The following is a 25,175-nucleotide window of genomic DNA, read 5'->3' as shown; positions in this document are numbered from 1 at the left end:
TCGCTATGCGGACACTGATCCTTGAGCTGCACACCGGCGGATCGGAGAGCGTCACCGACATCACCGAGCAGTGCCGAGAGTTCGTCGCCCGGAGCGGCGGCGACGGCCTGCTCAACGTCTTCGTCCCGCACGCGACGGCGGGCGTGGCCATCATCGAGCTGGGCGCGGGGTCCGACGACGACCTCCTGGCCTCCCTCGACGACCTGCTGCCAGCCGACGACCGGTGGCGGCACCGGCACGGGTCCCGAGGACACGGACGCTCACACGTCATGCCGGCGTTCGTCGCACCGCAGACCACACTGCCAGTACTATCCGGCAGACTCGAACTGGGCACGTGGCAGTCCGTCGCGATCGTGGACCTGAACGTGGACAACCCGGATCGGCAGGTCCGGTTGTCCTTCCTGGAGTCCGGATGAGCTGATTCGAACGCGAGCCGGGTTCGGACGCGCGTTGACGGGATATGCCACTAGCGTGTGAACTAGGCCATCAGCGATGGTTACGGACCCACGTGACGGGCGACAAAAAATGCCCGGCATCGTTGTGACAACTGCTTCGTGCAGGCAAGATTGAGAAAAACCATCTGTGGAGGAGAACTTTCGTGAGCGCGACCGCGGGCCAGGCACAAAGCGAACGCGGCTTGGCTGACCGACTCGGATTCAAGCCGGGTCAGGTGGTGCAGGAATTCGGGTTCGACGACGACGTCGATGAGGGACTGCGCGCTTCCATCGCCGAACTCACGGGCGAGGCACTGGTCGACGAGGACTTCGACGGCGACGTCGACGCGGCACTGCTGTGGTGGCGGTCCGACGAGGAAGGCGACCTCACCGACGCTCTGATGGACACGGTGACGACCATCGCCGACGGAGGGACCATCCTGGTCCTGACCCCGAAGGCCGGTCGTGAGCTGCACGTGTCACCCAACGACGTGGCCGAGGCCGCCACTACTTCGGGCCTGTCGCAGACCAGCGCGGTCAGCATCGGCGCCGACTGGTCGGGCACCCGCCTGGTCGTTCCCAAGCGGTGACGGACACCACCCGCACCGGGTGAGTCGTCCGGCGTCGCGCGCCTCGGAAAGCACGGGCGCGCGGCGCTGAGGGGTGCCCGTCGACCGACGGGCACCGGTACCGGCCCGCGCGGTCGGCCGACACGAACGTGAGCATGACCGACACCGTCTCCGTGGGCGCCCGCGCGCCCGAGTTCAGCCTCCGGGACCAGTACGGCCAGGACACCGTCCTGAGCGCCCTCCGAGGCGGCCCCGTGCTCGTCGTGTTCTACCCGTTGGCCTTCTCGGGGGTGTGCTCGGGAGAGCTCGCGGACCTGCGCGACCACCACGACGAGCTCCGGGACCTCGGGGTCACGGTGCTGGCGGTGTCGGTGGACTCCACCTTCGCCCTGCGCACCTGGTCCGACCGGGAGGGGTTCCCCTTCGCGCTGCTCTCGGACTTCTGGCCGCACGGCGGGGTCGCCCGGGAGTACGGGGTCCTCGACGAGGGGCGCGGAGTGGCCCGGCGGGGCACCTTCCTCATCGACGCCGAGGGCGTGGTCCGCTGGACCGCGCACACGGCCGTCGACCGACCCCGGGACGTTGAGGAGTACGTGGCCCAGGCCCGCCACCTGGCGGGATGAGCCAGGCGCGAGAACCACCGCGAAGCGGTATGATCTCTCGCGACGCACACACGGGCGCGTAGCTCAGTTGGTTAGAGCAATTGCCTTACAAGCAATAGGCCAGGGGTTCGAGTCCCTTCGCGCCCACTCCACCCAGGAACGACCCCGCTCGGGGGAGGTCCTCCGTCCGCGCCGGGTCGTTCCGTCGTCTCCTCTGGGGACGGCCCCCGGAGTCCCGACGCGGGGCCACGCCGTCCCGCCGCCGGACGGTCGGAGGCACGACGGGTTCCGCCCGGACCGCGGCCCGGGGTGACCGGCGAACGCCGCGAGTTCCACCTCGACGACCGCGCGGGAGCGCCCCCGAGAGCCCTGAGAGGCCGCGCACCATCCTCAGACAGCCCGTCACGGACCGTTGACGGGGGCCCGGGCCGTCAGCCCGGGATGACCACGACCGGGCACCTGGCTCGCACGGTGAGCCTCTGACCGACGGACCCGCGCAGGAGCCCGGCGGTCAGCCCCAGACTCCGGGTCCCCACGACGATCAGGTCGGCCTCGGCCGAGCGCTCCACGAGGAGGTCGACCGGGTCCCCGCGCCGCTCCTCCTCACGGACGCGCACGTCCCGGCCCGACCCCTTCGCCTCCTCGACCGCGGCCGTCCCTGAGCGCTCGTTCGGGGAGGAGTCTCCGATCGCTCGGAAGAGCAGGAGCTCCGCGCCGCGTATCCGGGCCTCTTCCAGGGCGTAGGACACCACGGCGCCGGTGGAGGGGCCACCGTCGACCCCCGCGACGACGCGGCCCCGTCCCTGTGAGGCGGCCCCGGAGACGACGGCGACGGGGCCGGGGGAGCGGCCGATCAGTCTCCGGCTGACGGATCCCGCGATGGTCCCGGACAGGAATCCCAGTCGGCGCGTGCCGACCACCAGCGGTCCCCCCTCCGCGGCGGCGAGCAGCGCGTCGACGGGGTCCCCGGCGACGACCCGCATCTCGATGCGGTCCTCCGGTACGGCCCCCACGGCGCGGGAGAAGGCCGCCTCCGCCCTGCGCCGGAGCCGCTGGTTGGTCTGGAACTCCTCGCGGGAGATCTGCCTCCGGGAGTCCGAGACCGGACCCCTGCGGGCCGGGCCGGAGGCCCCCACGGTCACGATCCGGAGTGAGGCCTCCCAGAGGCGCGCGTAGGCACTCGCCCACTCGACGGCGTCGAGACTGGCACGGGAGCCGTCACCGCCCACGGTCACGGTCGATCGGGCGTTCACGTTTCCTCGCATCAGAACTCGGCCTCCGCGTGCCGTGCGTCGCTCGGCCGACGCGGTCGGTTCACCGTCAGCACGCGCTCTCCTGTTTCTCGGCGGTGACGCCGCCGAGGTCGTCGGTGATGGACAGGTCACTCCCGGAGGAAGAGCCGCCGAAGCCCTCCCAGTCCGATCCGGCGACGAGTTCGAGGGTCTGTTCCAGGCCCTCGGCCTCCTCGGTCTGGGCGTTGGTGAGGCTGTCCGCGAGCAGCTTGGCCGCGGCCTCGTCCCCCGGACCGTGGTACACGGTGGTCGCGTCGGGGGCGCGTTGGTCGGGGTTGCCCGTGCCGGTGACCACGAAGCCCTCCTGGACCAGGACGGCCTGGATCTCCAGGGCGAGGCCGTCGATTCCGGTGTTGTTGGCGATCTCGACCGAGACGTCGCCGGGCTCCACGGAACTCTCACCGGGCCCTCCGTCATCCTCGTCGTCGCCGTCGCCGCCGAGGTCCTCGCCGTTGTTGATCGCCTCGAACAGGGCCGGGGCCGCGTCACTCATGATGATGCGGTTCTCGTCGGCCGGGTGGGCGCCGTTGGGAACCGTGACGAACTGGACCCGGTCCAGGTCGACCTCGCGCATCGAGATCGCGATGTCGGCCATGGTGTCCACCGTCAGTCCCTCGTCGGTGGTGATGGAGTCGGTGACGGCGCCCAGGAACCGGGTGATCGTGACGGGGCTGGTCATCACGTCACTGCTCAGCACCTCGCGGAGCATGGCGCCCATGAACTCCTGCTGACGGTCGATCCGCGACAGGTCGCTGCCGTCCCCCTGGGCATAGCGCGAGCGGACGAAGCCGAGCGAGTCCTCACCGTCCAGGGTCTGGAGCCCGGCGTCGAGCACCAGGTGCGCCTTGGGGTCGTCCACCGGCTCGGGGATGCACATCTCGACGCCGCCGATCGAGTCCACCATGTCCTTGAAACCGACGAAGTCCATCATCAGGAAGTGGTCCAGGTGCACACCCGTGACCTGCTCGACGACCTGCCACTGGCAGCCCACCCCGCCGAAGGTCATCACCGAGCTGATCATGCCCTCCTGCGGACTCATGCCCTCGTAGCCCTCCGTCGCCTCGCAGCCGGGCAGGTCGACCATGAGGTCGCGGGGCAGGTTCACCAGGGTCGCCGCGCCGTTGTCCACGTTGATGCTCGCGATGAGCATCGTGTCCGGCCTCGCACCCTCTGCGGCCCCGTAGTCGGCGTTCTCCCCCGAGCGCACGTCCGAGCCGATGACGAGGATGTTCATGACGCCCTCGACGCTCGTGGGCCGGTCCCACTCGTCGGTGTCCACCTGGGCGGTCGTGATGTTGCCGACCAGTCCCTGGTACCAGCCGTAACTCAGCAGACTCGCGATGATGACCAGCGCGGTCGCGACGCACGCGACCCACTTCCCCGTGGAAAGCCGCTGGGATGACGGACCCGACAAATCCCCGTCTCCTCTCTCGTCTCGACGCAACCGGGACAGCGTGTCAGTGGTTTCTGAGCGCTTCCTGAGGTCAACCTGAAGACGCCCCTCAGGTTGGTCGGGACCGTGTCGGTACGGGCTTCGGGGTCAGTCGTGGGGGCGAACGTCCTCGATCCCGGCGGAGACGTCGAGGATCACCTCGTAGTCCTGTCCGTCCGCCCCCCGGACCAGGACGGACCACCCCGGCCCGCCCTCCTCGTCGCGCTCGACGGCGGTGGCGCGGGACCCCTCTCCGACCGCCTCCTCGGCAGCGGCGGAGACCTCCTCCCGGTCGGCCTCCCGACGGGCTTCGGGGTCCTCCCACGGCGCGGGCCCGCCGTCGGCGTCCCGGAACTGCACTCCGTTGACGGTGAACACGCCCACCCCGTCGCGGGCCGCGTCCTCCTCGGAGCCGTAGCGCACCCCCAGCGTGACCTCGGTACCCTCCAGGGCGCGCAGCTCCTCCAGGATCGTGCCCGCCGTGCCGTCGCCGTCGAAGTCCTCCAGCACGGGATCGGTGAGCAACCACGCGCGAGGACCGAAGTCCACCCCCACCCCGGCGACGTACCAGTCCTCGGCGGCGCCGCCGGAGCGCAGTTCACCGATCAGCTGCTCGAAGCCGTCGACCGGCCGTGACGTGCCCTCCCCGACCGGCGAGCGCAGCGTGGGGGCGCCGGTGAAACCGTCGAGCCGGATCGTCTCCACCGCCAGGTCCGGGTCCTTGAGCACGACGTACCCGCCCGCGCCCAGGATCGACAGGGCCACCGCCGCGCACGAGACCAGGATCGTCGTGCGGTGTCGCGTCATCGGTCCCTCCAACGGCGGGTGTCGAGAGCATCCATTGTCCACCAGCCCGATGATGGGAACCTGAAAGCAGCCTGAAGACGGCTTTCAGGTTTCCTTCATCAAGGGCTCAGCTTCCAACGGCATGCTGGGCTGGTCCAGGGAAACGGGAGGGTTGCGCGCGGTGGCGATTCTGGTGGTGGAGGACGAGGAGGGCATCGTCTCCTTCGTCCGGCGCGCTCTGGAGAACGCCGGGCACACGGTGGTGACCGCTGCGGACGGTATCGACGGGCTGGTCATGGCGCTGTCGACCGACGTCGAGCTGGTCATCCTCGATCTGGGACTACCGGGCCTGGCGGGCGAGGAGGTCCTGCGCCGCCTCCGCCTGCGCCGTCCCTCGGTGCCGGTGATCGTGCTCACCGCCAAGGACGCGGTCGGCGATCGGATCGCCAACCTCGACGCCGGGGCCGACGACTACGTGGTCAAGCCGTTCAGCGTCAACGAACTGCTGGCCCGGGTCCGCGCCAGGCTGCGCACCAGCGGCTCGGACCGGGCCGACGGCGTGACCGCCCGGGGCGTGACCCTGGACCTGGGGAGGCACACGGCCTTCGTGGACGGAGCCGTCGTCCCCCTGTCCGCACGGGAGTTCGCCCTCCTGTCGGTCCTGCTCCACCACCCCAACCAGGTCTTCTCCCAGGCCCAGCTGCTCGACCTGGTCTGGGGCTACGACTTCGACGGCGCCTCCAACGTGGTCGAGGTCTACGTCAGCCAACTGCGCCGCAAACTCGGAGCGGACCGCATCGAGACCGTGCGGGGCGTCGGCTACCGGTTGAGCGGCGGCGAGGGGTGAGCCTCACCCGGCGCCTGGTCCTCCGGGCCCTCATGGTGATGGTGCTGGTGGTCGGCGGTGTCACCGCCCTGACCCATGAACTGGTCCTCGTCTCGGGCCGTAACGACGTGGACGACCTGCTGCGGGAGGAGTCCGCGCTGCTGAGCGACACGTTGGGCGACCAACTGCCCGCCGCGGCGGGTCTGGACGGCATGGTGTCGGGGCCCGAGGCCGAGCGAGCGGCGCAGCGTGCGCTGTCGATTCGCCCCAGCGGCCCCCGGCACGTGTCGCTGGTGCACGTCGACGGGGTCCGTCTGCAGAGCACCGGCGGCCCCGCCGAGGTCGCCGGGCTGATGCGCGGTGACGACGCGCCCGTCTCCGCGCCCGGGGTCGCGCGCACCGTGGACACCGACGTCGGTCGGGTCCGGGTCCTGGACACCCCCGTCACCGACGCGGCCGACGAGAAGATCGCCGTCATCACCGTCGCCGCGCCGTTGGACACCGTCCAGGACACGGCCGCCACGGTCCTACTGTTCACCGCCCTGGCGGGAGGCATCGGCATCGGTGGGGGAGGGGCCGCGCTGTGGCTGGTGGTGCGGCGCACCCTGGCACCGGTGCGGAAGGTGTCGGCGGCGGCACAGCGGATCTCACCGACCGAACTGGCCACCCGCGTTCCCGTCCCGGACACCGGGGACGAGATCGCGGAGCTGGCCACCGAGATCAACCGCATGCTCACCCGCATCGAGCAGGCGGAGACGGGACGGCGCCGCTACCTGGCGGCGATCTCGCACGAGGTCCGCACGCCCCTCGCCGTCGCGGAGGGACACCTGGAGCTCCTGGGCGGCCCGGAGGCGGAGATCGTGCACGCCGAACTGGAGCGGTTGCGGCGCGTGCTGGAGGACCTCATGGCCGTGGCGCGCGGCGGTGACGGGATCGACGCCGACCGGGGTCCCGTGTTCCTGCCGGACCTGTTCGACGCCGTCCGGGCCAGGGTGGGGTCCCTCTCCTTCGCGCGGTCCGTGGTCTTCCACGAGGCCGCCCCGCAGGTCGTGCTCGGAGACGAGGCTCGGTTGGAGCAGTGCCTGATGAACCTGGTCTCCAACGCGATCGACCACAACCCGCCGCACGTCGTCGTGGACGTGGCCACCAGGGTCGAGGGGGACACGGTGGCCCTGACCGTCACGGACGACGGGGACGGGATCGACCCGGACGTGCTCCCCCTGGTGTTCGAGCCGTTCGTGACGACCCGTCCCAACGAGGCGGGAGGGCTCGTCGGCCTGGGACTGTCGATCGTGCGGTCCCTGGTGACGGCACAGGGCGGTGACGTGGACGTCCGGAGCGGTCCCGAGGGGACCACGGTCCGGATCCTCCTGCCCGTCGCCAGGGCCTGACCGGGCCCCGAGCGACGCTCTTCTCGGTTTGGGGCTGCCGGGGCCGAGCCCCAACCCCTATCGTCGGTTCCGTCGGCCCGGACCGCCGTCCCCACAGGGGACCGTGGTTCCCGGACCGGCGTACCCCCCAACACAGAGACCCAGGGACACGCATGGTGGCATGGGAGACGGCGGCGCTGAAGGTGGCGGGCACGGTCGGCAGCAAGGCGGGTCGAGCCTGGCTGTCTCAGAGGTCGGCAGCCGCAGACCGGGACAAGGACCTCACCGAGCTCATCCGGACCACCTTCCGGGACGCGGTCGCGCGCCGGAAGGTCGAGCACCAGTTGGACGGGATCGCCCTTGCGGTGATGGAACGGCTCCAACCCCTTTGTGAGCAGGAGTTTCGTGGGCTCGGCGACGCCGACAGGGCCTCGGTGCTGGCCGAACTGGCCGACACCCTGGAACGCGCAGACCTGTCCGACGACGCTGTGCTCGGCGCCGACGCCGACCCGACCGAGCTGGTACGGCGGATACGCGCCCAGGTGTCGCGCCGACGGTTGGTGCTGGAGCTGGGCGAGGCCGGGGCGCGGATGTTCGACGTCCTCCTGGAGGAGTGCTGCGAGGACTTGCTCCAGATCGTGGTGACACTGCCGCAGTTCACCCCGCGCGCCGCCGCCGAGACGCTGTCGCGGCTGACGGGGATCTCGGAGCAGGTCGCCGCAGCCCTCGCGCGGATACCCCGGCGCACCCTGGACGCCCCCGACGGTGAGGACGACGACGAGGACTTCGGCCGCAGGTACACACGGCACGTCAGCCAGGTGCTCGACAACGTGGAACTGTTCGGAGTCCAGGTCAAGCGATACCGGCCCCGTACCCCCCTGAGCGTGGCCTACATCAGTCTGTCCGTGTCGACCCGGGCGCGGGGCCGGGACCGTGACGCGGAGGCACGGGGGCACCTGACGCTGACGGGGGAGGAGGGCTCCGGGCGGGGAGAGGCGAGGACGGCCACCATGCGGGTGGAGAACGCCCTCGGGAACACCCGGAGGATGCTGGTCCGTGGCGAGGCCGGTTCGGGTAAGAGCACCCTGCTGCGCTGGCTGGCGATCACCGCCGTCCGCGAGGGCTTCGACGGCGACCTGGAGGAGTGGAACGGCTGCACGCCCTTCCTCGTGAAGCTGCGCAGCCACGCACGGGGGGATCTGCCAGGACCGGAACGCTTCCTGGAGGGCACCGCCGATCCCCTGGCCGACCTCATGCCACGGGGATGGGTCCACCGGCGACTGCGTTCGGGTCGCGCGTTGTTGCTGGTGGACGGGGTGGATGAGCTCTCCACGGCCCAGCGCAGGAAAGTGCCGAACTGGCTCCGTGACCTGCTGTCCGCCTACCCCGGGATGCGGGTGATCGTCACCAGCCGACCGGCGGCGGCCAGCGCCCGGTGGTTGTCGAGCGAGGGGTTCGGGACCGCGCACCTGGAACCCATGGGGCCTTCGGACCTGCGCGAACTGATCCGGCAGTGGCACCGGGCTATGGCGGAGGTGCCCCAGCTGCCGTGCGCGGTGGAGGACCTGCCCGGGTACGAGTCGGCGCTCCTGGCGAGGTTGGAGGGGGCACCCCACCTGCGTTCCCTGGCCGCGACCCCGTTGCTGGCGGCGATGCTGTGCGCGCTGAACCTGGACCACAGGACGAGGCTGCCCCGGGACCGTATGGGGTTGTACGCGGCCACGCTGGAGATGCTGCTGGACCGGCGTGACGACGAGCGCGACATCCCCTCCTTCCGTGACGTGGAACTGGACTACGGGCAGAAGCTACGGCTGCTCCAGGACCTCGCCTGGCGGCTGTCGCTGTCGCAGCGTTCCGAGCTGCCGACGCCGGTGGTGCTGCGGCAGGTGGAGGAGCGCCTGTCGACCATGCCGGGGGTGAGGGGGCAGGCGGAGGCGATCACCGAGTTCCTGTTGCAACGGACCGGTGCGCTGCGGGAGCCGGTGGAGGGCCGGGTGGACTTCGTGCACCGGACGGTGCAGGAGTATCTGACCGCCAAGCAGGCGATCTACGACCACGACGTCGAACTGTTGGTGGCGAAGGCACACCTGCCGAGCTGGCGGGAGACGGTGATCATGGCGGCGGGGCACGCCAACCGGCCGCAGCTGGAGGAGTTGCTCGGTGGTGTGTTGGCGCGGATCGGGGTGGAGTCGCAGCACGCTCGGAAGCTGAAGCTGCTGGTGGCCGCGTGTCTGGAGACGGCGCCCACGGTGCCGGTGGGGCTCCGGGACGGGATCGACGCCTGCGTGGACGATCTGGTCCCACCCAGGGACATGGCCACGGCCCGTTCACTGGCCACAGCGGGGGAGATGGTCCTGGACCGGCTGCCGAGGAGCCTGGAGGGGTTGTCGGACGCGCAGGCGAGGGCGACCGTGCGGGCGGTGGCGTTGGTCAACGGAGACCGGGCACTGGAACTGCTGGCGGGAGACGGATACCGAAAGGATCCGAGGAGGGTCGTCCAACGCGAACTGCAGGAGGTGTGGGGCTACTTCGAACCGGACGAGTATGCCCGTAGGGTGTTGGCGGAAGCGCCTTTGGTGGACGGACAGCTGGTCGTCGAGACCCTGGGCCAGATCAATGCTGCGAAACAGATCGCGCGACTGCGAGGCCTGCACAGTCGGGTGACTGCATTGGATGACCTTGGGTTCCTTGGAGGCCTGCCGCCACTGGAGTCGCTGAGATTGGGCAATGGACCTGTCTCTGACATCTCCGCACTCAGTGAGGACGGAGTCGACATCAAGGATCTTTACGTCTCCCTGGCGGCTCGTGCAAGCCTTGATCCCTTGACTCGAATGCCGGAGATTCGCGATCTCGGCGTGGACCTGGACGGTCATGGAGACCTGGGATTCATCTCAGGCCTGCCGAAGCTGAAGTGGTTGAACCTGCTGAACCTTGGCCATGTGGTGGACTACTCTCCCCTCTTGAGTCAGGCTGGTATCGAGGGGTTGTGGCTTGTGGGCTGCACGTACCTGGATGATGTGGATCAGATTCCGCTGAGTCAGGCGATGGATCGGCTCGCACTGGCTGGATCCACGCTTGAGTGTGATCTCGCTGAAGTGTTCTTCAGGGCGCCCAACCTCACTTCCGTGAACCTCAGCGGCTGCTCCTGGGTTCGCGACCTGAGGCCTTTCTCCGATCTCAGACTTAAGAGGCTGTATCTCGAATACGTGGACGCGGTGGAGGATTTGGAGTTCCTTTCCGGACAGTCGGACCTAGTGCAGTTGAACTTGCAGAACACACCCGTTCGTGACCTCAGCGCTTTGGCCCGGTTGGGGAGGCTTGAAACTCTGATGATTGGTGGTTGCAAGAATCTGTCTGACCTGTCGCCACTGGAATCCCTGGAATCCCTGGAACTGCTCGCTCTGGAGAACATGGGATCCGAGATCGATCTGGCCCCGCTTGCGGACAATAAAGATCTTCATATCTGGATCAGTCCTGGCCAGCGTGTCCTCAATCGGAAGGCGTTTCCGGGGAGGATCCTGGAAGTCGGTTGAGGTCCGGCCGGAGCATCCGACGCAGAGGCCTGGGGTCGGAATCGGGGAACCACTGACCTCTCCAGGGCGGTTCGGGTCGTCGTGCCCCAGCGGGCCATCGAGTACCCACGCCCTGTCGGACACCACGGGGCCCCCGAAGAACCTCACACCGCCGCTCCTGGGAGATTCGGTCACCTCCCTCGCGCACCCTCCGACAGCACGCCAGATCCGTGCGGTTGTGGCAAACCTCGCGTCTGGCGACCCCCAGGGCCCCCTGGCGAGACGGTTTTTGTGGAGATCCCACAAAGCCACGGCCACGGCATGAGCAATTCGGGACATTGGTGTACTCCAGCTGATCCACCAAGCTAGAAGCAGGTGCAGGCGGCGCTCCGAGATCCGGACGTCGCCTTCTGCGTTGCAGTACTTGGGAGGGGCATTCGGTGTTCAGTCGTGTCGCCATCGTCAACCGTGGAGAGGCCGCGATGCGGCTCATCCACGCCGTCCGGGACCTCTCGGCGGAAACCGGGGCACGGATCGAGACGGTCGCCCTCTACACCGACGCGGACCGCAACTCGACCTTCGTGCGTGAGGCCGACGTCGCCTACGACCTGGGTCCGGCCTCGGCCCGTCCCTACCTCGACCTCGCGGTCCTCGAACGCGCCCTGTTGGAGACCAAGGCCGACGCCGCCTGGGTCGGCTGGGGCTTCGTCGCGGAGGACCCCGCCTTCGCGGAGCTGTGCGAGCGGATCGGCGTCACCTTCGTCGGCCCCAGCCCCGAGGCGATGCGCAAGCTCGGTGACAAGATCGGCTCGAAGCTGATCGCGGAGGAGGTCGGCGTCCCCGTCGCCCCCTGGAGCCGGGGCGAGGTCGCCACCCTGGAGGAGGCCCTGCGCGCGGGCGACGAGATCGGCTACCCGCTGATGCTCAAGGCGACGGCGGGCGGCGGCGGACGCGGCATCCGCATGGTCGCCTCCGCCGAGGACCTGACCGACGCCTACGAGCGCACCAGTCAGGAGGCGCTGCGCGCCTTCGGGTCCGGCGTGGTCTTCCTGGAGCGCCTGGTCACGGGCGCCCGACACGTCGAGGTGCAGGTCATCTCCGACGGCCAGGGCACCGCGTGGGCGCTGGGCGTGCGCGACTGCTCCGTGCAGCGCCGCAACCAGAAGATCATCGAGGAGTCCGCCTCCCCGGTCCTGGACCCCGATCAGGCCGACGAACTCAAGGCCTCCGCCGAGCGCCTCGCCGTGGCCGTCGGCTACCGGGGCGCCTGCACCGTCGAGTTCCTCTACCACCCCGGTGAGCGGCTGTTCGCCTTCCTGGAGGTCAACACCCGCCTCCAGGTCGAGCACCCCATCACCGAGATCACCACCGGCACCGACCTGGTCCGCATGCAGCTGTTCGTGGCCTCCGGCGGGAAGCTGGAGGGCACCCAGCCCGCGGAGGTCGGGCACGCCGTGGAGGCCCGGCTCAACGCCGAGGACCCCGACCGCGACTTCGCGCCCTCCCCGGGCCGCATCACCCGCCTGGACATGCCCTCCGGCCCCGGCATCCGCGTCGACACCGGCGTGCGCGAAGGCGACAGCATCCCCGCCGACTTCGACTCGATGATCGCGAAGATCATCGCCTACGGCCGCGACCGCGACCAGGCGCTGGGCCGCCTCCGCCGCGCCATGTCCGAGACCACCGTCATCATCGAGGGCGGCGCGACCAACAAGAGCTTCGTCCTCGACCTGCTCGACCAGCCCGAGGTGATCGACGGCAGCGCCGACACCGGGTGGATCGACCGCGTGCGGGCCGAGGGCCGCCTCGTCGCCCACCGGCACTCCGGCGTCGCCCTGGCGGCGGCCGCCATCGAGGCCTACCGCGACGAGGAGGAGGCCAGCCGCCAGCAGCTGCTGTCCACCGCGCACGGCGGCCGTCCCCAGGTGCAGCACGACACCGGCCGACCCCTGGACCTAAAGCTCCGTGGCGTGAGCTACCGGGTGAGCGTCGCCCGGATCGGGCACAACCGGTTCCGTGTCGGAGTCTCCGGCGGCGGCGACGTCCACCCCGCCGACGTCGACGTGGAGCGGTTCGACGACCACAGCGGTCACATCACCGTCAACGGCCGCCGGTTCCGGCTCGTGTCAGCCACGCACGGCCCGGTCCACCTGGTCGAGATCGACGGCGTCACCCACCGGGTCAGCCGCGACGAGGGCGGCGTCGTCCGCTCACCCGCCCCCGCACTGGTGGTCGCCACCCCGCTGGCCGTCGGTGACGAGGTCGAGTCTGGCGCACCGATCCTGGTCCTGGAGAGCATGAAGATGGAGACGGTGCTGCGCGCGCCGTTCCGCGCCCGCGTGCGCGAGTGCCCAGTGGCGGTCGGCGGCCAGGTCGAGACCGGCGCCCCGCTGATGCGTCTGGAGCCCCTGGGCGACGACGACGCCGAGGACACCGACGCCCGGGACGAGGTCGTCGAGATCGACCTGCCCGCACCGGTTCCGGCAGCCTCCGCCGGTGCCCGCGCCGACCAGGGCCTGAGCGACCTGCGCGGCCTGCTGCTGGGCTTCGACTTCTCCCCGGAGGAGCGCACGCGTGTGCTCGCCGACTACCTCACCGCACGGGAGGAGCTCGGCGCGGAGCCGATCGAGGGCGAGCTCGACCTGCTCACCGTCTTCGCGGACCTGTCCGAGCTGAGCCGCAACAAGCCCGGCGGCGCCGTCGACGCCGAGCAGGACCACCGGGTGCACAGCCCCCGCGAGTACTTCCACAGCTACCTCCAGAGCCTCGACGTCGAGCGCGCCGGGGTGATCGAGGGCTACCAGAACAGGCTCACCCGGGTCCTCTCCCACTACGGCGTCACCGACCTCGACCGCACCCCGGAGCTGGAGGACGCGGTCTTCCGGATCTTCCTCGCCCAGCAGCGCATGGGCGGCTACGTCACGATCGTGGCGGAGCTGCTGCGCCGCTGGCTCGCGGACGCCCCGCCGCAGGAGCCGCTGGGCGAACGCGCCGGGCTCGCCCTGGAGCACCTGATCGAGGCCACGCAGGTCCGCTTCCCTGCCGTGTCCGACCTCGCCCGAGGCGTGGTGTTCCGCTGGTTCACCCAGCCGCTGCTGCGCCGCAACCGCGCCAGGGTCTACGCGGCCGTCCGTGACGAGCTGCGCCACCTGGACCGCGAACCGCACTCCCCGGACCGCGCCGACCGAATCCAGACCATGGTCGCCAGCTCCGAGCCGCTGGTGCGCCTGATCGGTCAGCGGATCGGCCGACCCGGCAAGGACCACGCCCCGCTGCTCGAGGTCCTGACCCGCCGCTACTACGGCAACCGCGGCCTGTCCGAGGTCACCGCGAGCCAGAGCGGCGGCTGCCAGCTCGTCACCACCGAGCACACCAACGCCCACGGGGTGACCCGTGTGGTCGCCACCGCCGTGGACCTGGCGGACCTGCCCGACGCCCTCGGGGCCGTCGCGGAACTGGCCGCCGACGCCCCGGAACACGGTCTGGTCGCCGACCTGTACGTGACCTGGGAGGACCAGCCGGACGCCGACGCCATGGCGGTGCGGCTCGCCGGGATCCTGGCCGACCACACGCTGCCCAAGGGCGTTCGCAGGGTTACCGCCACCGTCGCCGGGACCAGCGGCGCGGTCATGCACCACCACTTCACCTTCCGTCCGGAGGACGGGGCGCTGGTCGAGGACCGCCTGATTCGGGGCCTGCACCCGCAGATCGCGCAGCGGCTCCAGCTCCAGCGGCTACGCGAGTTCGACCTCACCCGTCTGCCGTCCGCCGACGAGGAGGTCTACCTGGTCAAGGCCGTGGCGCGCAGCAACCCGTCCGACGAGCGGCTGATCGCGCTGGGCCAGGTCCGTGACCTCACCCCGCTCCGCGACGCCGACGGACGCCTGGTCGCGCTTCCGGCCGTGGAGGGCACGCTCGCCGCCTGCCTGGACGCCATCCGCAACATCCAGGCGCAGCGCCCGCACAACAAGCGCTTCGACACCAACCGCATCCTGATGTACGTGTGGCCGCCCACCGAGCTGAGCATCGATGAGCTCAACGCCCTGGTGGAGCGCATCCTGCCGACCACCGACGGCGCCGGGCTGGAGGAGGTCCAGTTCGTGGCCCGCCAGCGCACCGAGGCGGGCGAGCTCACCGAGATGGCCGTGCGCGTGGCCCTGGACCCGGGCAGCGACGCCCGCGTCCACGTCGGAGAACCGTCCACCGAGCCGGTGCTGCCGCTGGACGACTACCGCCAGAAGGTCCTGCGGGCCGCCCGACGCGGAACCGTCTACCCGTACGAGCTCACCGACATGCTCACCGGGCCCGAGGGCGCCTTCGTCGAGCACGACCTCGACGAGAACGGCCTGCTGGTGCCGGTGGACCGGCCCCGGGGGCGCAACACGGCGGCGATCGTGGCCGGTGTGGTCACCACACCCACCGAGCGCCACCCCGAGGGCGTCACCCGCGTGGTCCTGCTCGGTGACCCGACCAAGGCGCTGGGCGCGCTGTCCGAGCCGGAGTGCTCGCGGGTCATCGCCGCGATCGACCTGGCCGAGAACATGCGGGTGCCCCTGGAGTGGTTCGCCCTCTCCGCCGGTGCGCGCATCTCGATGACCTCCGGCACCGAGAACATGGACTGGGTCGCGGCCGCGCTCAAGCGGATCGTGGAGTTCACCCAGGACGGCGGCGAGATCAACATCGTGGTCGCGGGGATCACCGTCGGAGCCCAGCCGTACTGGAACGCCGAGGCGACGATGCTCATGCACACCAAGGGCATCCTGGTGATGACACCGGACTCCGCCATGGTGCTCACCGGCAAGCAGTCGCTGGACTTCTCCGGCGGTGTGTCGGCCGAGGACAACTTCGGTATCGGCGGCTACGACCGGGTGATGGGCCCCAACGGCCAGGCGCAGTACTGGGCGCCGAACCTGCCCGCCGCCCGCGACGTGCTGATGGCGCACTACGACCACACCTACGTGCTGCCGGGCGAGGAGGGTCCGCGCCGGGCGGTCACGAGCGACCCCGACCACCGGGACGTCTCCGACTTCCCGCACTCCGTGGAGGGCAGCGACTTCACCACGGTCGGGGAGATCTTCTCCGCCGAGCACAACCCGGACCGCAAGAAGCCGTTCGACATCCGCACGGTGATGCGGGCCCTGGCCGACCAGGACCACCCGGTGCTGGAGCGCTGGGCCGGGATGGCCGACGCCGACACCTCGGCGGTGCAGGACGCGCACATCGGCGGTTGGCCGGTCTGCCTGGTGGGCATCGAGTCCCGTTCGGTGGCGCGGCGCGGGTTCCCGCCCACCGACGGTCCCGACACCTACACGGCGGGCACGCTGTTCCCGCGCTCGTCCAAGAAGACCGCGCGCGCGATCAACGCCGCCTCGGGCAACCGCCCGCTCGTGGTGCTGGCCAACCTGTCCGGGTTCGACGGTTCGCCGGAGTCGATGCGCAAGCTCCAGCTGGAGTACGGCGCGGAGATCGGCCGGGCGATCGTCAACTTCGACGGCCCGATCGTGTTCTGCGTGATCTCCCGCTACCACGGTGGCGCGTTCGTGGTGTTCTCCAAGGCGCTGAACCCGAACATGACGGTGCTGGCCCTGGAGGGGTCGTTCGCGTCGGTTCTGGGTGGTGCCCCGGCCGCGGCGGTGGTGTTCGCCGGTGAGGTGAACAAGCGCACCGCGACGGACCCGCGCGTGACCGCGTTGCAGACCCGGGCGTCGGAGGCCGGAGCCGCCGAACGCGCCGAGCTCAACGCGGAGCTGTCCGAGGTGCAGGCCTCGGTCCGCGCCGAGAAGCTGAGCGAGGTCGCGACGGAGTTCGACGGCGTGCACAGCATCCAGCGCGCGGTCGAGGTGGGTTCGGTCGACGCCATCATCAGCGCCGCCGAGCTGCGCCCGAGCATCATCGACGCCATCGCCAAGGGCATGAAGCGCTAGAAGGTACCGGAGCGGCCAGCCCCCTCTCCGGGGGCTGGCCGTTCCCGCGTTCGTCGGCCGGTCCGATGAACAAGAGGAGATGGCGGACCGCACCGTCGCAGGTCAGTAACCGTGAGCCCCGCGCACGCAGGGATGGACCGGGGATCGCGACGATCCGGGCGCGGATCAACGCGTGAGCCCCGCGCGCCCGTGGTGAGTGCCGACTTCAGGTAGCCGGGCCGCCCCTGCGACGTCACGATGACGCAGCGTCAGCCGGGCAGTTCGGTCGCGAGTCGGCGGGTGGCCTCGATGCCGTCCGGGCCGGGCAGCTGCAGGTCGAGCAGGGCCGAGTCCGGACGGACCCGCAGGGTCGTGGCCAGGGGCCGAAGCGGCCGGGCCGATCACCTCGAGGTCCTTTTCCAGGACAGGCGGCCCTACGACGGCGTCCCGGATGAGGTGTTCGTTGTCAGCTTCGAGCAGCCGGATCACGTGGAGCCTCCGCGCAGCGGGACCGTGGCCTCCAAACGGAACCAGGCGCCTTCGTGGCGGGCTGTGACCCGGCCCCCGAACGCGCCCATCCGTTCGGACATCGTGTTCAGCCCGGTTCCCTCGGTGGTCCGCGTGGGGATCCGACCCCGGCGGACCGGTCCACCACGGCACTGCCTAGGTCCGTGTGCACGGCCGTGGCGAGGAGGAAGGTGGCCGTGTTCAGCAGCGCGTCGAGGACGACGGCGACTTCCAGGCCTCCGGGCCGCCAGGTGATGACGGCCAGGCTGACCGCGAGCGTGAAGTACCAGAGCGACCGCGCCGCCATCGAGACCGCGGCAGGACGGGAGGCCTCCCTCGCCGGGCACGCCGAGGTGGGGTTCGAGCACCTCCTGCTGGGTGCCGTGCCCTCGTCAGCGGCGGTCCCGAAGCCCGTTCCCTGATGGACGCCGGGCTGGGTCTGACGAAGGCGCGCGCCGCCGTCAGCGCCCTGGGGCCGCCGCCTAGGGTCCGCCCAGGAGGGTGGACACCCGCTCGGCCTCGGCGGTCAGGAGGGACCCCAGTTCCTCCACGCGGGCCTGGTCCAGGCGGTAGGCGGGGCCCACCACGCTGAGCACGGCGACGATTCCCGTGGCCGCGTGTACCGGGGCGGCGATGGCCATGACCTCGGGTTCCACGGTGGAGGTCGCGGCCGTGAACCCCTCGGGCGGAAGGGTGCCGCGCAGGACCCGGCCGACGGCCGAACCGTCCTGCGGGAAGCGGTGCCCCACCCAGCTGACGTGCCGGATCGTGTGGCTGCCCTCGGCCTGGGCGATGTACAGGACCCCCTGGTCCGGGGTGCCCACACAGAGGTAGCTGGACTCGCCTGTGGCCCTTGCCAGCTCCGCCAGGGACGGCTGGGCGAAGGTGACCAGCGAGTCGTGGCTCAGGGCCTTCGCGCCGATGCCGATCAACCGGTGGCCCGGGCGGAACGCGCCGTCCTCCCCTCGGAGGGCGAACCCCGTGGACTCCAGGGTGCGGAGCAGGCGCAGCGCCGTGCTCGGCGCCAGGTCGGTCCGGCGCGCGCACTCGGTGAGTGAGGCCTCTCCCTCTTCGGCGACGACCGCCAGGAGTTCCAGGGCCCTTTCGACGGTCCGGGTCGACTGCTCAGCCACGGGCTTCCTCCGCTGAGAAATCCGCCCGGGAGACGGGCGAAGATCGGGTTGTTTTCATACAATGGAACCATGCTGCCATCTGATGGCAGAACCTGGAGGGAGGCGGGCATGCTGAGCCTGGACGGATCGCCTCTGGACCGCGGTCGGATCACGCGTGTGGCCCGGTTCGGGGAACCCGTCTCGATCACCTCCGAGGCCTGGGCCCGGGTGGCGGCCGCGCACCGTGCGGCCGAGCGGGCCGCCGGACGGGGGCCCGTGTACGGACGCAACACGGGGGTGGGGGCCAACCGGGACGTCGCCGCCGGGGTGGACGGGCACGGCCGACGCCTGCTGCGGAGCCACGCGGCCGCGGGCGGGGCTCCGTTGCCGGAGGACGCGGTCCGCGCGATGCTCGTCGTGCGGATCAACCAGATCGCGGTGGGTGGCTCCGGGGTGTCCCCGCGAACGACCCGGGCGCTGCTGAGGATGCTGAACACCGGTGCCCTCCCCGAGGTCCGCGAGCACGGCGGCGTGGGCACGGGCGACCTCGCGGCGCTCGCCGGGACGGGGCTCGCTCTGCTGGGGGAACGCCCCGCGAGCGCCCCCTGGGTTCCCATGGGACGGTTCCCCGGGACGGACGCGCTCGCGCTGGTCAGCAGCAACGCCCTGACCATCGGCAGGGCCGCGCTCGTGGTCGCGGACCTGGAACCGCTGCTGCGGGTGGCCACGGTGACCACGGCGTTGTCGGCCCTGGCCTGCCGCGCCAACCCGGAGGCCTTCTCCGCGGAGGCCGCCCGCGCGGCCGTCGCGCCGGGCGCGGCCACCGTCGCCCGGGACCTGCGGGAACTCATGGGCCCCGTCCGGCCGGCCCGGGTCCAGGACTCCTTCGGGTTCCGTGCCGCGCCCCAGGTGCAGGGGGTCGTCGTCGACGCCCTGGCCGACCTCGCGGCGCACGTCGGCGCGCTGACCGCCACCGCGCAGGAGAACCCGCTCGTGGTGGGGGAGGGGGTCGTGCACCACGGCGGGTTCCACATGGCGGCCCTGACCCTGCGCCTGGACGCCCTCCGGCTCGCCCTGGCCCAGGCGGCCCCGGCGTTGCTGGGGCGCCTGCGGGCCCTGTCCGACCCGGAGGTCACCCGACTGCCCGCCTTCCTCGCCACGGGATCGGCGGGCTCCTCGGGCACGATGATCGTCGAGTACACGGCGGCCTCCGCCTACGGTGTCCTGCGCGCCGCCGCCGCTCCGGCGTCCCTGGAGACCGTGGTCCTCTCCCGGGGCGCGGAGGAGGACGCGAGTTTCGCCCCGTTGGCCGTGCGGCAGTCGGAGACCGCCACCACGGCCCTGCGCACTCTGCTGGCCTGCGAACTCCTCACGTCGCTGCGGGCGCTGGCGATGCGGGGGAGCGACACGGCGGTGTTCCACCGGGCCTGGCACGCCTTCCGCGCGCAGGGCGGTGGCGACGCGGACACCGATGACCGCGACCTCCAGGCGGACCTGGACGCGGCCGAGCGCGCGCTGCCGCAGCTCGGTGCACCGCCGGTACCGCGGTCGGACCCGGTTCCGGAGCGGTCGGAGGCGAGCGGGTTCTGACCGGAGTACGGGACCGGGGGAGTGTCGGGTGGGTGCGCCCCACCCACCCTCACGACTTCCGGCCCGGACCGCCCCGGCCTAGCCTTGAGCCATGGGCATCGACCGTAGCTCCGATCCCCGGTCCCACCTCGGGGAGTTCCTGAGCGCCAGACGTTCACGGCTGCGCCCCGAGGACCTCGGACTGGTCGTGTACGGCCGCCGCAGGGTTCCCGGTCTCCGCCGCGAGGAGGTGGCGCTTCTGGCCGGGGTCAGCACCGACTACTACATGCGCCTGGAACAGGGCCGCGAACGCCACCCCTCCACGCAGGTGGTCGAGGCGCTGGCCAGGGCGCTGGACCTGGACGGGGACGCCACGGAGCACCTGCGTCGACTCGCGCGCGCCGGAGGACGCCCGAGCGGGCGGGCCCGCCGGGACACACGGGTCTCCCCGCACCTGGCCCGCCTCCTCGAACGCTGGAGTGACACTCCGGCCTTCGTGCTGGACCACCCCCTGGACGTCCTGGCGCGCAACCGCCTCGCCGAGGCCCTGCACGCCGACTTCACGCTGGACGACAACCTGGCGCGTATGGTCTTCCTCGATCCGGCGGCGCGGCGCTTCCACCGTGAGTGGCGCCGGACCGCCTCGGCGACCGTCGCCGAACTCCACCGCGCGGCGGGCCTGACCCCGGACGATCCCCGGCTGAACGAGGTCGTCGGCGAGCTCGCGCTCAAGAGCGAGGAGTTCCGTTCCCTGTGGGCACGGCACGACGTGCGGGGCAAGACGGGCGACGCCAAACCGCTGCACCACTCCGAGGCGGGCGACCTGGACCTGCGTTACGACAGCTTCACCGTCAACGGCGCCCCCGGCCAACAGCTGATCGTCTACCAGGCGGAACGGGGCAGTGCCTCGGAGGGTGCGCTGGCCCTGCTCGGCTCCCTGCACGCCGATCCCCACGTCGGGGGCGACCAGGCGGTCCGGGACCGGAACGGTCGGCGCCGGTTCGAGTGAGACCGGGGCCCCGGGCGGCGCCGCCCCGTCACTGGGAGTCGCGCACCAGGGATGACGGCGACCTGGTCGCCTCGGCCCGGCGGGACGAGACTTCGGGTGACGGCGGTGGAGCCCCCTCCACCGCGCCGCACTCGACGGAGGAGACACTCCATGAGCTCCGAGACCACCACACACCACCCGGGGAGTCCCCTCGCCCTGGAGGAGATCCGGCGCCGGGCCGACGACCCCGGGCGTCGCGTCCTCTTCACCAACGCGACCGTCGTCACCATGGACCCGGAGATCGGGACGCTGGAACGGGCGGACGTCCTGGTCGAGGGGGACTCGATCGCCCGGGTGGGTCCCGTCCCGGAGGCGGGGGACGCGGTGGTGATCGACGCGACGGGCACGATCATCACTCCGGGTTTCGTGGACACCCACCGGCACGCCTGGCAGTCCCAGCTGCGCCGGATCATGCCGGACGTGGACGACCTCGTGGACTACGTGACCACCACCCTGGCCGGGTACGCGCCCCTCTACGAGCCCCGGGACATGTACGTCGGCACCCGGCTGGCCGCCCTGTCGGCGATCGACGCCGGCATCACCTGCATGCTCGACTTCTCGCACAACTCGAGGTCGCGCGAGCACTCCGACGCGGCGGTCCGGGCCCTGGTGGACAGCGGCGTCCGCGGGGTCCACGCCGCGATGGGGCCGCACTTCGGTGACTGGGACCAGCAGTGGCCCGGGGACCTCGCCCGACTCCGTGAGGAGTACGGGGGCGGGTCGGACCGGATGCTGACCCTGCGGGTCGGGGCGCTGGCCACCGACGAGATCGCCGGGCCGTCCCTGGCCTACGGGCCCGGACTGGCGCGCGTCGCCAGGGAGCTGGACGTCGGGGTCAGCGTCGACGCCGTCCTCGGCGCCTCGTCCTCCCGTGCGGTGCGGGACTGGGCCCGGCAGGGGCTCCTGGGCCCGAACGTCACCCTGATCCACGCGACCGGCCTGACCGACGAGGCGTGGAGGCTGATCGGGGAGACCGGGACCACGGTCTCCCTGGCGCCGACCTCCGACGCCCAGATCGGTCTGGAGACCGCGGTCCCCGCCGTCGACGAGGCACTGGCCGTGGGTGTGCGCCCCGGGCTCAGCGTCGACGTGGAGGTGGCCCTGGCCGGGGACATGTTCACCCAGATGCGGGCCCTGCACACCGTGCAGCGGATGCGCGCGGTCAACGCCGCCTACGGCACCGACGCCGAACCGGTCCGGATCGGCGTGGACGACGTGCTGGACTTCGCCACCCTCCAAGGCGCACGGACCAACGGTCTGGCCGGGGTGACCGGGTCGCTCACCCCCGGCAAACGCGCCGACCTCCTGGTCATCGCCGCCGAGGACCTGAACAACATGCCGCTGAACGACCCGGTCGGCACCGTGGTCCTGGGCGCGGACGCCCGCAACATCGTCACCGTCCTTGTCAACGGCGAGCCGCGCAAGTGGGGCGGGAGGGTGCTGGACGTCGATCTGGACGCCCTGCGGGGAGAGGTCCGCGTCTCACGGGACCGGCTCCTCGGCCCGGCGGGGTCCGGGAGAGGACCGCGCGAGCGACACCGTACGAACGCCCGACGCGTGAACGCCACCGGGCGAGGTCAGGACACACGGAGCAACACGAACGGCCTCCCGACGACCGCTCCCGAGTCGAGCGCCCCGAGCCCCGCGACCCGGCCGGGTCGCGACGAGGCGTTGCTGGCCCGATTGGGCGACCCGGGCGGACACCCGGTGCTGCTGACGGGCGGCGTCGTCATCACCAACAACCCGCTGATGGGCGACTGGACGCGGGCGGACGTCCTCATCGGAGGAGGGGTGATCGTCGGGGTCGGTCCGGGCCTGCTGACGGCGGCTGGCGACGACGGCATGATCGTGGTCGACTGCTCGGGCACCGTCGTCCTGCCCGCCACCCTCGATCTCACCCGCGACGACGCGGGGGGCACCCTGACCCCGGGCGGGCCCGCGGACGTCGCCGTGTTCCGGTACGCCGACGCGCCCGGTGCCCCCGAGGGAACCGCCCCGGCCGGGGACGGCCGCCTCGACGTGCAGATCACCGGCGGGCGGGTCCGCGTCTGGGACGGGCGGCCGGTCCAGGAGCCGGACGCCGACCCGGGTCGGGTGAAGGAGCCCGTCCACGACCCGCTCCACCCCCACACGGGGCTGTGGGTGGAGGAGAACGGGTTCGTCCGCCAGGAGCTGCTGCCGAACGGTCGCTACGACGAGGCGCGTGGAGACAGGGAGAGCGCCTACACCGGCCGGTACTGGGTCGACGGATCCCGGATCGACTACCTCGACGACCTGGGTTTCTGGGCTTTCGGGGAGTTCGACGGAGACGTGCTGCACCACGCGGGGTACCGCTTCACCAGGCGCTGAGGTCTCGCGGACACAGGCGAACGGTCACGGTTGGAGGTGGACGGTGCCGCCCGGGGCTCAGCGGAGGACGTCGAAGACCTGCTTCTGCACGCCGTTGGCGTACACCTCGTGTTCGACGAGGCCGAGCCGGGTGAGGTCCTGGTCGGTGTCGCTGAACAGGCGCCTGCCCGCTCCCAGGAGCACCGGGAAGACCAGCAGGTGGTAGCGGTCGACCAGTCCGGCATCGGCGAGGGAACGGCCCAGCGTGGCGCTGCCGTGGACGGAGAGCGGTCCGCCCTCGGTCCGCTTGAGTTCCGCGACGTCCTCGACGGTCCGCAGGATCGTGGCGGGCCAGCGCGGGTCCTCCTCGGTGAGCGTGGTGGACACGACGTAGCGGGGCTTGGAGTTGTATCCCGCGAACTCCTCCCTACGGGGCCAGATCGGGGCGAACGCCTCGTAACTGCGCCGACCCAGGAGCAGGGCACCCGCCTCGTCCTGTTCACGGCCCTTGATCTCGAAGGCCGCCTCGTCCATCTCCACGGAGCTCACGGTCCAGCCGGAGTTGCGGTATCCGGGCTCCCCTCCCGGGGCCTCCATGACCCCGTCGACGGAGACGAAGGCGGTGACGATCAGGTCGCGCATGCGGGTTCCTCACGCTGGGGTGCCGCTGTCCCGAGATGTGTACCACCGACCGCGGACCATCCGGGGAAGGAGCGCCTCCACGGGGGTGGCGTGCCGAACACGCCGGGCGCCGACGTGGGTTGATCCGGGTGTCCGTGGGTGACAGGCTCCTGCACGAGGAGGCCGCCGCGACAACGGCGTCGCGGCGGCCCCCTCCTCGGTCAGCTCTCGGTCGGCGGTTCCTCACCGAGGAAGAAGGCCGTGGTCCGGTCCCGCGCCGCCTCGGCGTCGGGTCGCGGGGTTCCGATCGTCACGCTGCACTCCGCCCAGCGGGCGCTGCTCGCCGTGACGAAACGGCGGCCCTCGTCCGTGGCCTCCCACCCCTCGGCCTCCTGGGGCATGTTCGTGCCCGTGCGCAGGTACTGCGCCAGTCCGAGCAGGGCCAGGTCCCAGCCCACACCGGTGGCCCCCGGACCGAACTGCCGCCAGAACTGGGCCTCCATGTCCGCGTACGCGCTGTGTTCGAGGGTCAGCCGCGCCTGGTCGCCGTCGGGGTCCACCCGGACCGCGATCCAGCTGACGCCGCCGCCGAACTCCCAGGTGGCGGTGAAGGAACGCGGTGGCTGACAGGTCTCGATGGTCCCGTTGGCGTTGCCCTCCACCTGGTAGTGGCCGCCCTGGCGCAGGTCGCCCGTGACCGGTGCGAACCAGCGGGGGAGCCGTTCGGTGGAGGTGCACGCGTCCCACAGGTCCTCGACCGTGGTGGCGTAGCGCTGGCTGATGGTGGACACCAGCGTCGGCTGTCGGTCGCGTTCCCCGGTGTCCAGCCTGCGGGAGACCGCCTCGATCTGTCCGTCCACGTCGACGGGTGTGCGCTCACTCATGGTCACTCCTGGGTGCGTCGTTGTCGCTTTCCCCGCGCGATCTCGGTCTCCAGGGCCGCGAGGCGCGGCACCCAGAAACGGCGGAACGGATCCAGCCAGTCATCCACGGGCCGCAGCGCCTCGGCGTCGACCGAGTACAGCCGCCGGGTGCCTTCGGCGCGCACGGTGGCGAAGCCGTGGTCCCGCAGGACCCGCAGGTGCTGGGAGACGGCGGGCTGGCTGATGCCGAACTCCTCGCGGACCACCGTGGTGAGTTCGCCGGAGCTCAGCTCCCCGTCGGAGAGCAGCTCGAGGAGCCGCCGTCTGACCGGGTCACCGAGGACGTCGAAGGCATGCATGACCAGAGTATATCAATCTACGCTTATATAAGTGGATGCTGA

18 protein-coding genes and 1 tRNA gene are annotated in these 25,175 nt (G+C 71.2%); 12 read left to right on the top strand and 7 right to left on the bottom strand.

Annotated elements, in window-relative coordinates:
• The first annotated feature begins 5 nt into the window (after nucleotides 1-5).
• From ACRWK8_RS08225 to ACRWK8_RS08210, 4 genes are all read left to right on the top strand, one after another.
• The gene (locus tag ACRWK8_RS08225; RefSeq protein ID WP_352388094.1) at nucleotides 6-416 is read left to right on the top strand and encodes a secondary thiamine-phosphate synthase enzyme YjbQ; all 411 of its coding nucleotides are present in this window, start codon (nucleotides 6-8) and stop codon (nucleotides 414-416) included.
• 182 nt (nucleotides 417-598) lie between these two features.
• Nucleotides 599-1,024: a DUF3052 domain-containing protein gene (locus tag ACRWK8_RS08220; protein ID WP_026129353.1), complete on the top strand. Its 426-nt coding sequence runs from the start codon at nucleotides 599-601 to the stop codon at nucleotides 1,022-1,024.
• Between the two features lie 134 nt (nucleotides 1,025-1,158).
• The gene (locus tag ACRWK8_RS08215) at nucleotides 1,159-1,626 is read left to right on the top strand and encodes a peroxiredoxin (protein WP_431869355.1); all 468 of its coding nucleotides are present in this window, start codon (nucleotides 1,159-1,161) and stop codon (nucleotides 1,624-1,626) included.
• 52 nt (nucleotides 1,627-1,678) lie between these two features.
• Nucleotides 1,679-1,752: transfer RNA gene (locus tag ACRWK8_RS08210), tRNA-Val, on the top strand.
• Nucleotides 1,753-2,036: 284 nt separating this feature from the next.
• Here ACRWK8_RS08210 and ACRWK8_RS08205 read toward each other — a convergent pair.
• The 3 genes from ACRWK8_RS08205 to ACRWK8_RS08195 all read right to left on the bottom strand — a co-directional run bounded on the left by ACRWK8_RS08205 (nucleotide 2,037) and on the right by ACRWK8_RS08195 (nucleotide 5,136).
• A complete protein-coding gene (locus ACRWK8_RS08205; RefSeq protein WP_378739307.1) occupies nucleotides 2,037-2,858 on the bottom strand; it encodes a universal stress protein in 822 nt (273 codons plus the stop codon).
• A gap of 67 nt (nucleotides 2,859-2,925) precedes the next feature.
• The gene (locus tag ACRWK8_RS08200) at nucleotides 2,926-4,311 is read right to left on the bottom strand and encodes an LCP family protein (protein ID WP_431869353.1); all 1,386 of its coding nucleotides are present in this window, start codon (nucleotides 4,309-4,311) and stop codon (nucleotides 2,926-2,928) included.
• Between the two features lie 126 nt (nucleotides 4,312-4,437).
• Nucleotides 4,438-5,136, bottom strand: a complete 699-nt coding sequence (locus ACRWK8_RS08195; RefSeq protein ID WP_431869351.1) for a hypothetical protein — start codon at nucleotides 5,134-5,136, stop codon at nucleotides 4,438-4,440.
• A gap of 160 nt (nucleotides 5,137-5,296) precedes the next feature.
• Here ACRWK8_RS08195 and ACRWK8_RS08190 point away from each other — a divergent pair, with 160 nt between their 5' ends.
• From ACRWK8_RS08190 to ACRWK8_RS08170, 5 genes are all read left to right on the top strand, one after another.
• Complete coding sequence (locus ACRWK8_RS08190) at nucleotides 5,297-5,962, top strand: response regulator transcription factor (protein WP_378739315.1); 666 nt, start codon at nucleotides 5,297-5,299, stop codon at nucleotides 5,960-5,962.
• The gene (locus ACRWK8_RS08185; RefSeq protein WP_431869348.1) at nucleotides 5,959-7,332 is read left to right on the top strand and encodes a sensor histidine kinase; all 1,374 of its coding nucleotides are present in this window, start codon (nucleotides 5,959-5,961) and stop codon (nucleotides 7,330-7,332) included. Before ACRWK8_RS08190 ends, ACRWK8_RS08185 begins: the two co-directional genes overlap by 4 nt.
• A gap of 152 nt (nucleotides 7,333-7,484) precedes the next feature.
• Entirely contained in the window at nucleotides 7,485-10,844 is a 3,360-nt protein-coding gene (locus ACRWK8_RS08180) for an NACHT domain-containing protein (protein WP_431869346.1), read from the top strand.
• Between the two features lie 419 nt (nucleotides 10,845-11,263).
• Complete coding sequence (locus ACRWK8_RS08175) at nucleotides 11,264-16,747, top strand: ATP-binding protein (protein ID WP_431869344.1); 5,484 nt, start codon at nucleotides 11,264-11,266, stop codon at nucleotides 16,745-16,747.
• A 740-nt stretch (nucleotides 16,748-17,487) separates the two neighbouring features.
• Nucleotides 17,488-17,655, top strand: coding sequence for a hypothetical protein (locus ACRWK8_RS08170; RefSeq protein WP_431869342.1), 168 nt, complete (start codon nucleotides 17,488-17,490; stop codon nucleotides 17,653-17,655).
• Between the two features lie 60 nt (nucleotides 17,656-17,715).
• Here ACRWK8_RS08170 and ACRWK8_RS08165 read toward each other — a convergent pair whose 3' ends face one another.
• Nucleotides 17,716-18,366: an IclR family transcriptional regulator gene (locus tag ACRWK8_RS08165; protein WP_378739323.1), complete on the bottom strand. Its 651-nt coding sequence runs from the start codon at nucleotides 18,364-18,366 to the stop codon at nucleotides 17,716-17,718.
• A gap of 69 nt (nucleotides 18,367-18,435) precedes the next feature.
• Here ACRWK8_RS08165 and ACRWK8_RS08160 point away from each other — a divergent pair, with 69 nt between their 5' ends.
• The 3 genes from ACRWK8_RS08160 to ACRWK8_RS08150 all read left to right on the top strand — a co-directional run bounded on the left by ACRWK8_RS08160 (nucleotide 18,436) and on the right by ACRWK8_RS08150 (nucleotide 23,311).
• Nucleotides 18,436-19,935 carry an aromatic amino acid lyase gene (locus tag ACRWK8_RS08160; protein ID WP_431869340.1) on the top strand — a complete coding sequence of 500 codons (1,500 nt, stop codon included), beginning with the start codon at nucleotides 18,436-18,438 and terminating at the stop codon, nucleotides 19,933-19,935.
• Between the two features lie 91 nt (nucleotides 19,936-20,026).
• Nucleotides 20,027-20,923, top strand: coding sequence for a helix-turn-helix domain-containing protein (locus ACRWK8_RS08155; protein WP_431869338.1), 897 nt, complete (start codon nucleotides 20,027-20,029; stop codon nucleotides 20,921-20,923).
• Nucleotides 20,924-21,073: 150 nt separating this feature from the next.
• Nucleotides 21,074-23,311, top strand: a complete 2,238-nt coding sequence (locus ACRWK8_RS08150; protein WP_431869336.1) for an Atu4866 domain-containing protein — start codon at nucleotides 21,074-21,076, stop codon at nucleotides 23,309-23,311.
• A 57-nt stretch (nucleotides 23,312-23,368) separates the two neighbouring features.
• Here ACRWK8_RS08150 and ACRWK8_RS08145 read toward each other — a convergent pair whose 3' ends face one another.
• The 3 genes from ACRWK8_RS08145 to ACRWK8_RS08135 form a co-directional block, all read right to left on the bottom strand.
• Nucleotides 23,369-23,932, bottom strand: a complete 564-nt coding sequence (locus ACRWK8_RS08145) for a dihydrofolate reductase family protein (protein WP_431869334.1) — start codon at nucleotides 23,930-23,932, stop codon at nucleotides 23,369-23,371.
• A 200-nt stretch (nucleotides 23,933-24,132) separates the two neighbouring features.
• The gene (locus ACRWK8_RS08140; protein ID WP_431869332.1) at nucleotides 24,133-24,795 is read right to left on the bottom strand and encodes an SRPBCC family protein; all 663 of its coding nucleotides are present in this window, start codon (nucleotides 24,793-24,795) and stop codon (nucleotides 24,133-24,135) included.
• A gap of 2 nt (nucleotides 24,796-24,797) precedes the next feature.
• A complete protein-coding gene (locus tag ACRWK8_RS08135; RefSeq protein WP_378739335.1) occupies nucleotides 24,798-25,133 on the bottom strand; it encodes an ArsR/SmtB family transcription factor in 336 nt (111 codons plus the stop codon).
• Nucleotides 25,134-25,175 lie beyond the last annotated feature (42 nt).

The organism is Nocardiopsis eucommiae (genome assembly GCF_965344335.1).
In the GTDB taxonomy this organism is placed as follows: Bacteria; Actinomycetota; Actinomycetes; order Streptosporangiales; family Streptosporangiaceae; genus Nocardiopsis; species Nocardiopsis eucommiae.
This window is presented reverse-complemented; position numbering and strand designations above follow the sequence as displayed.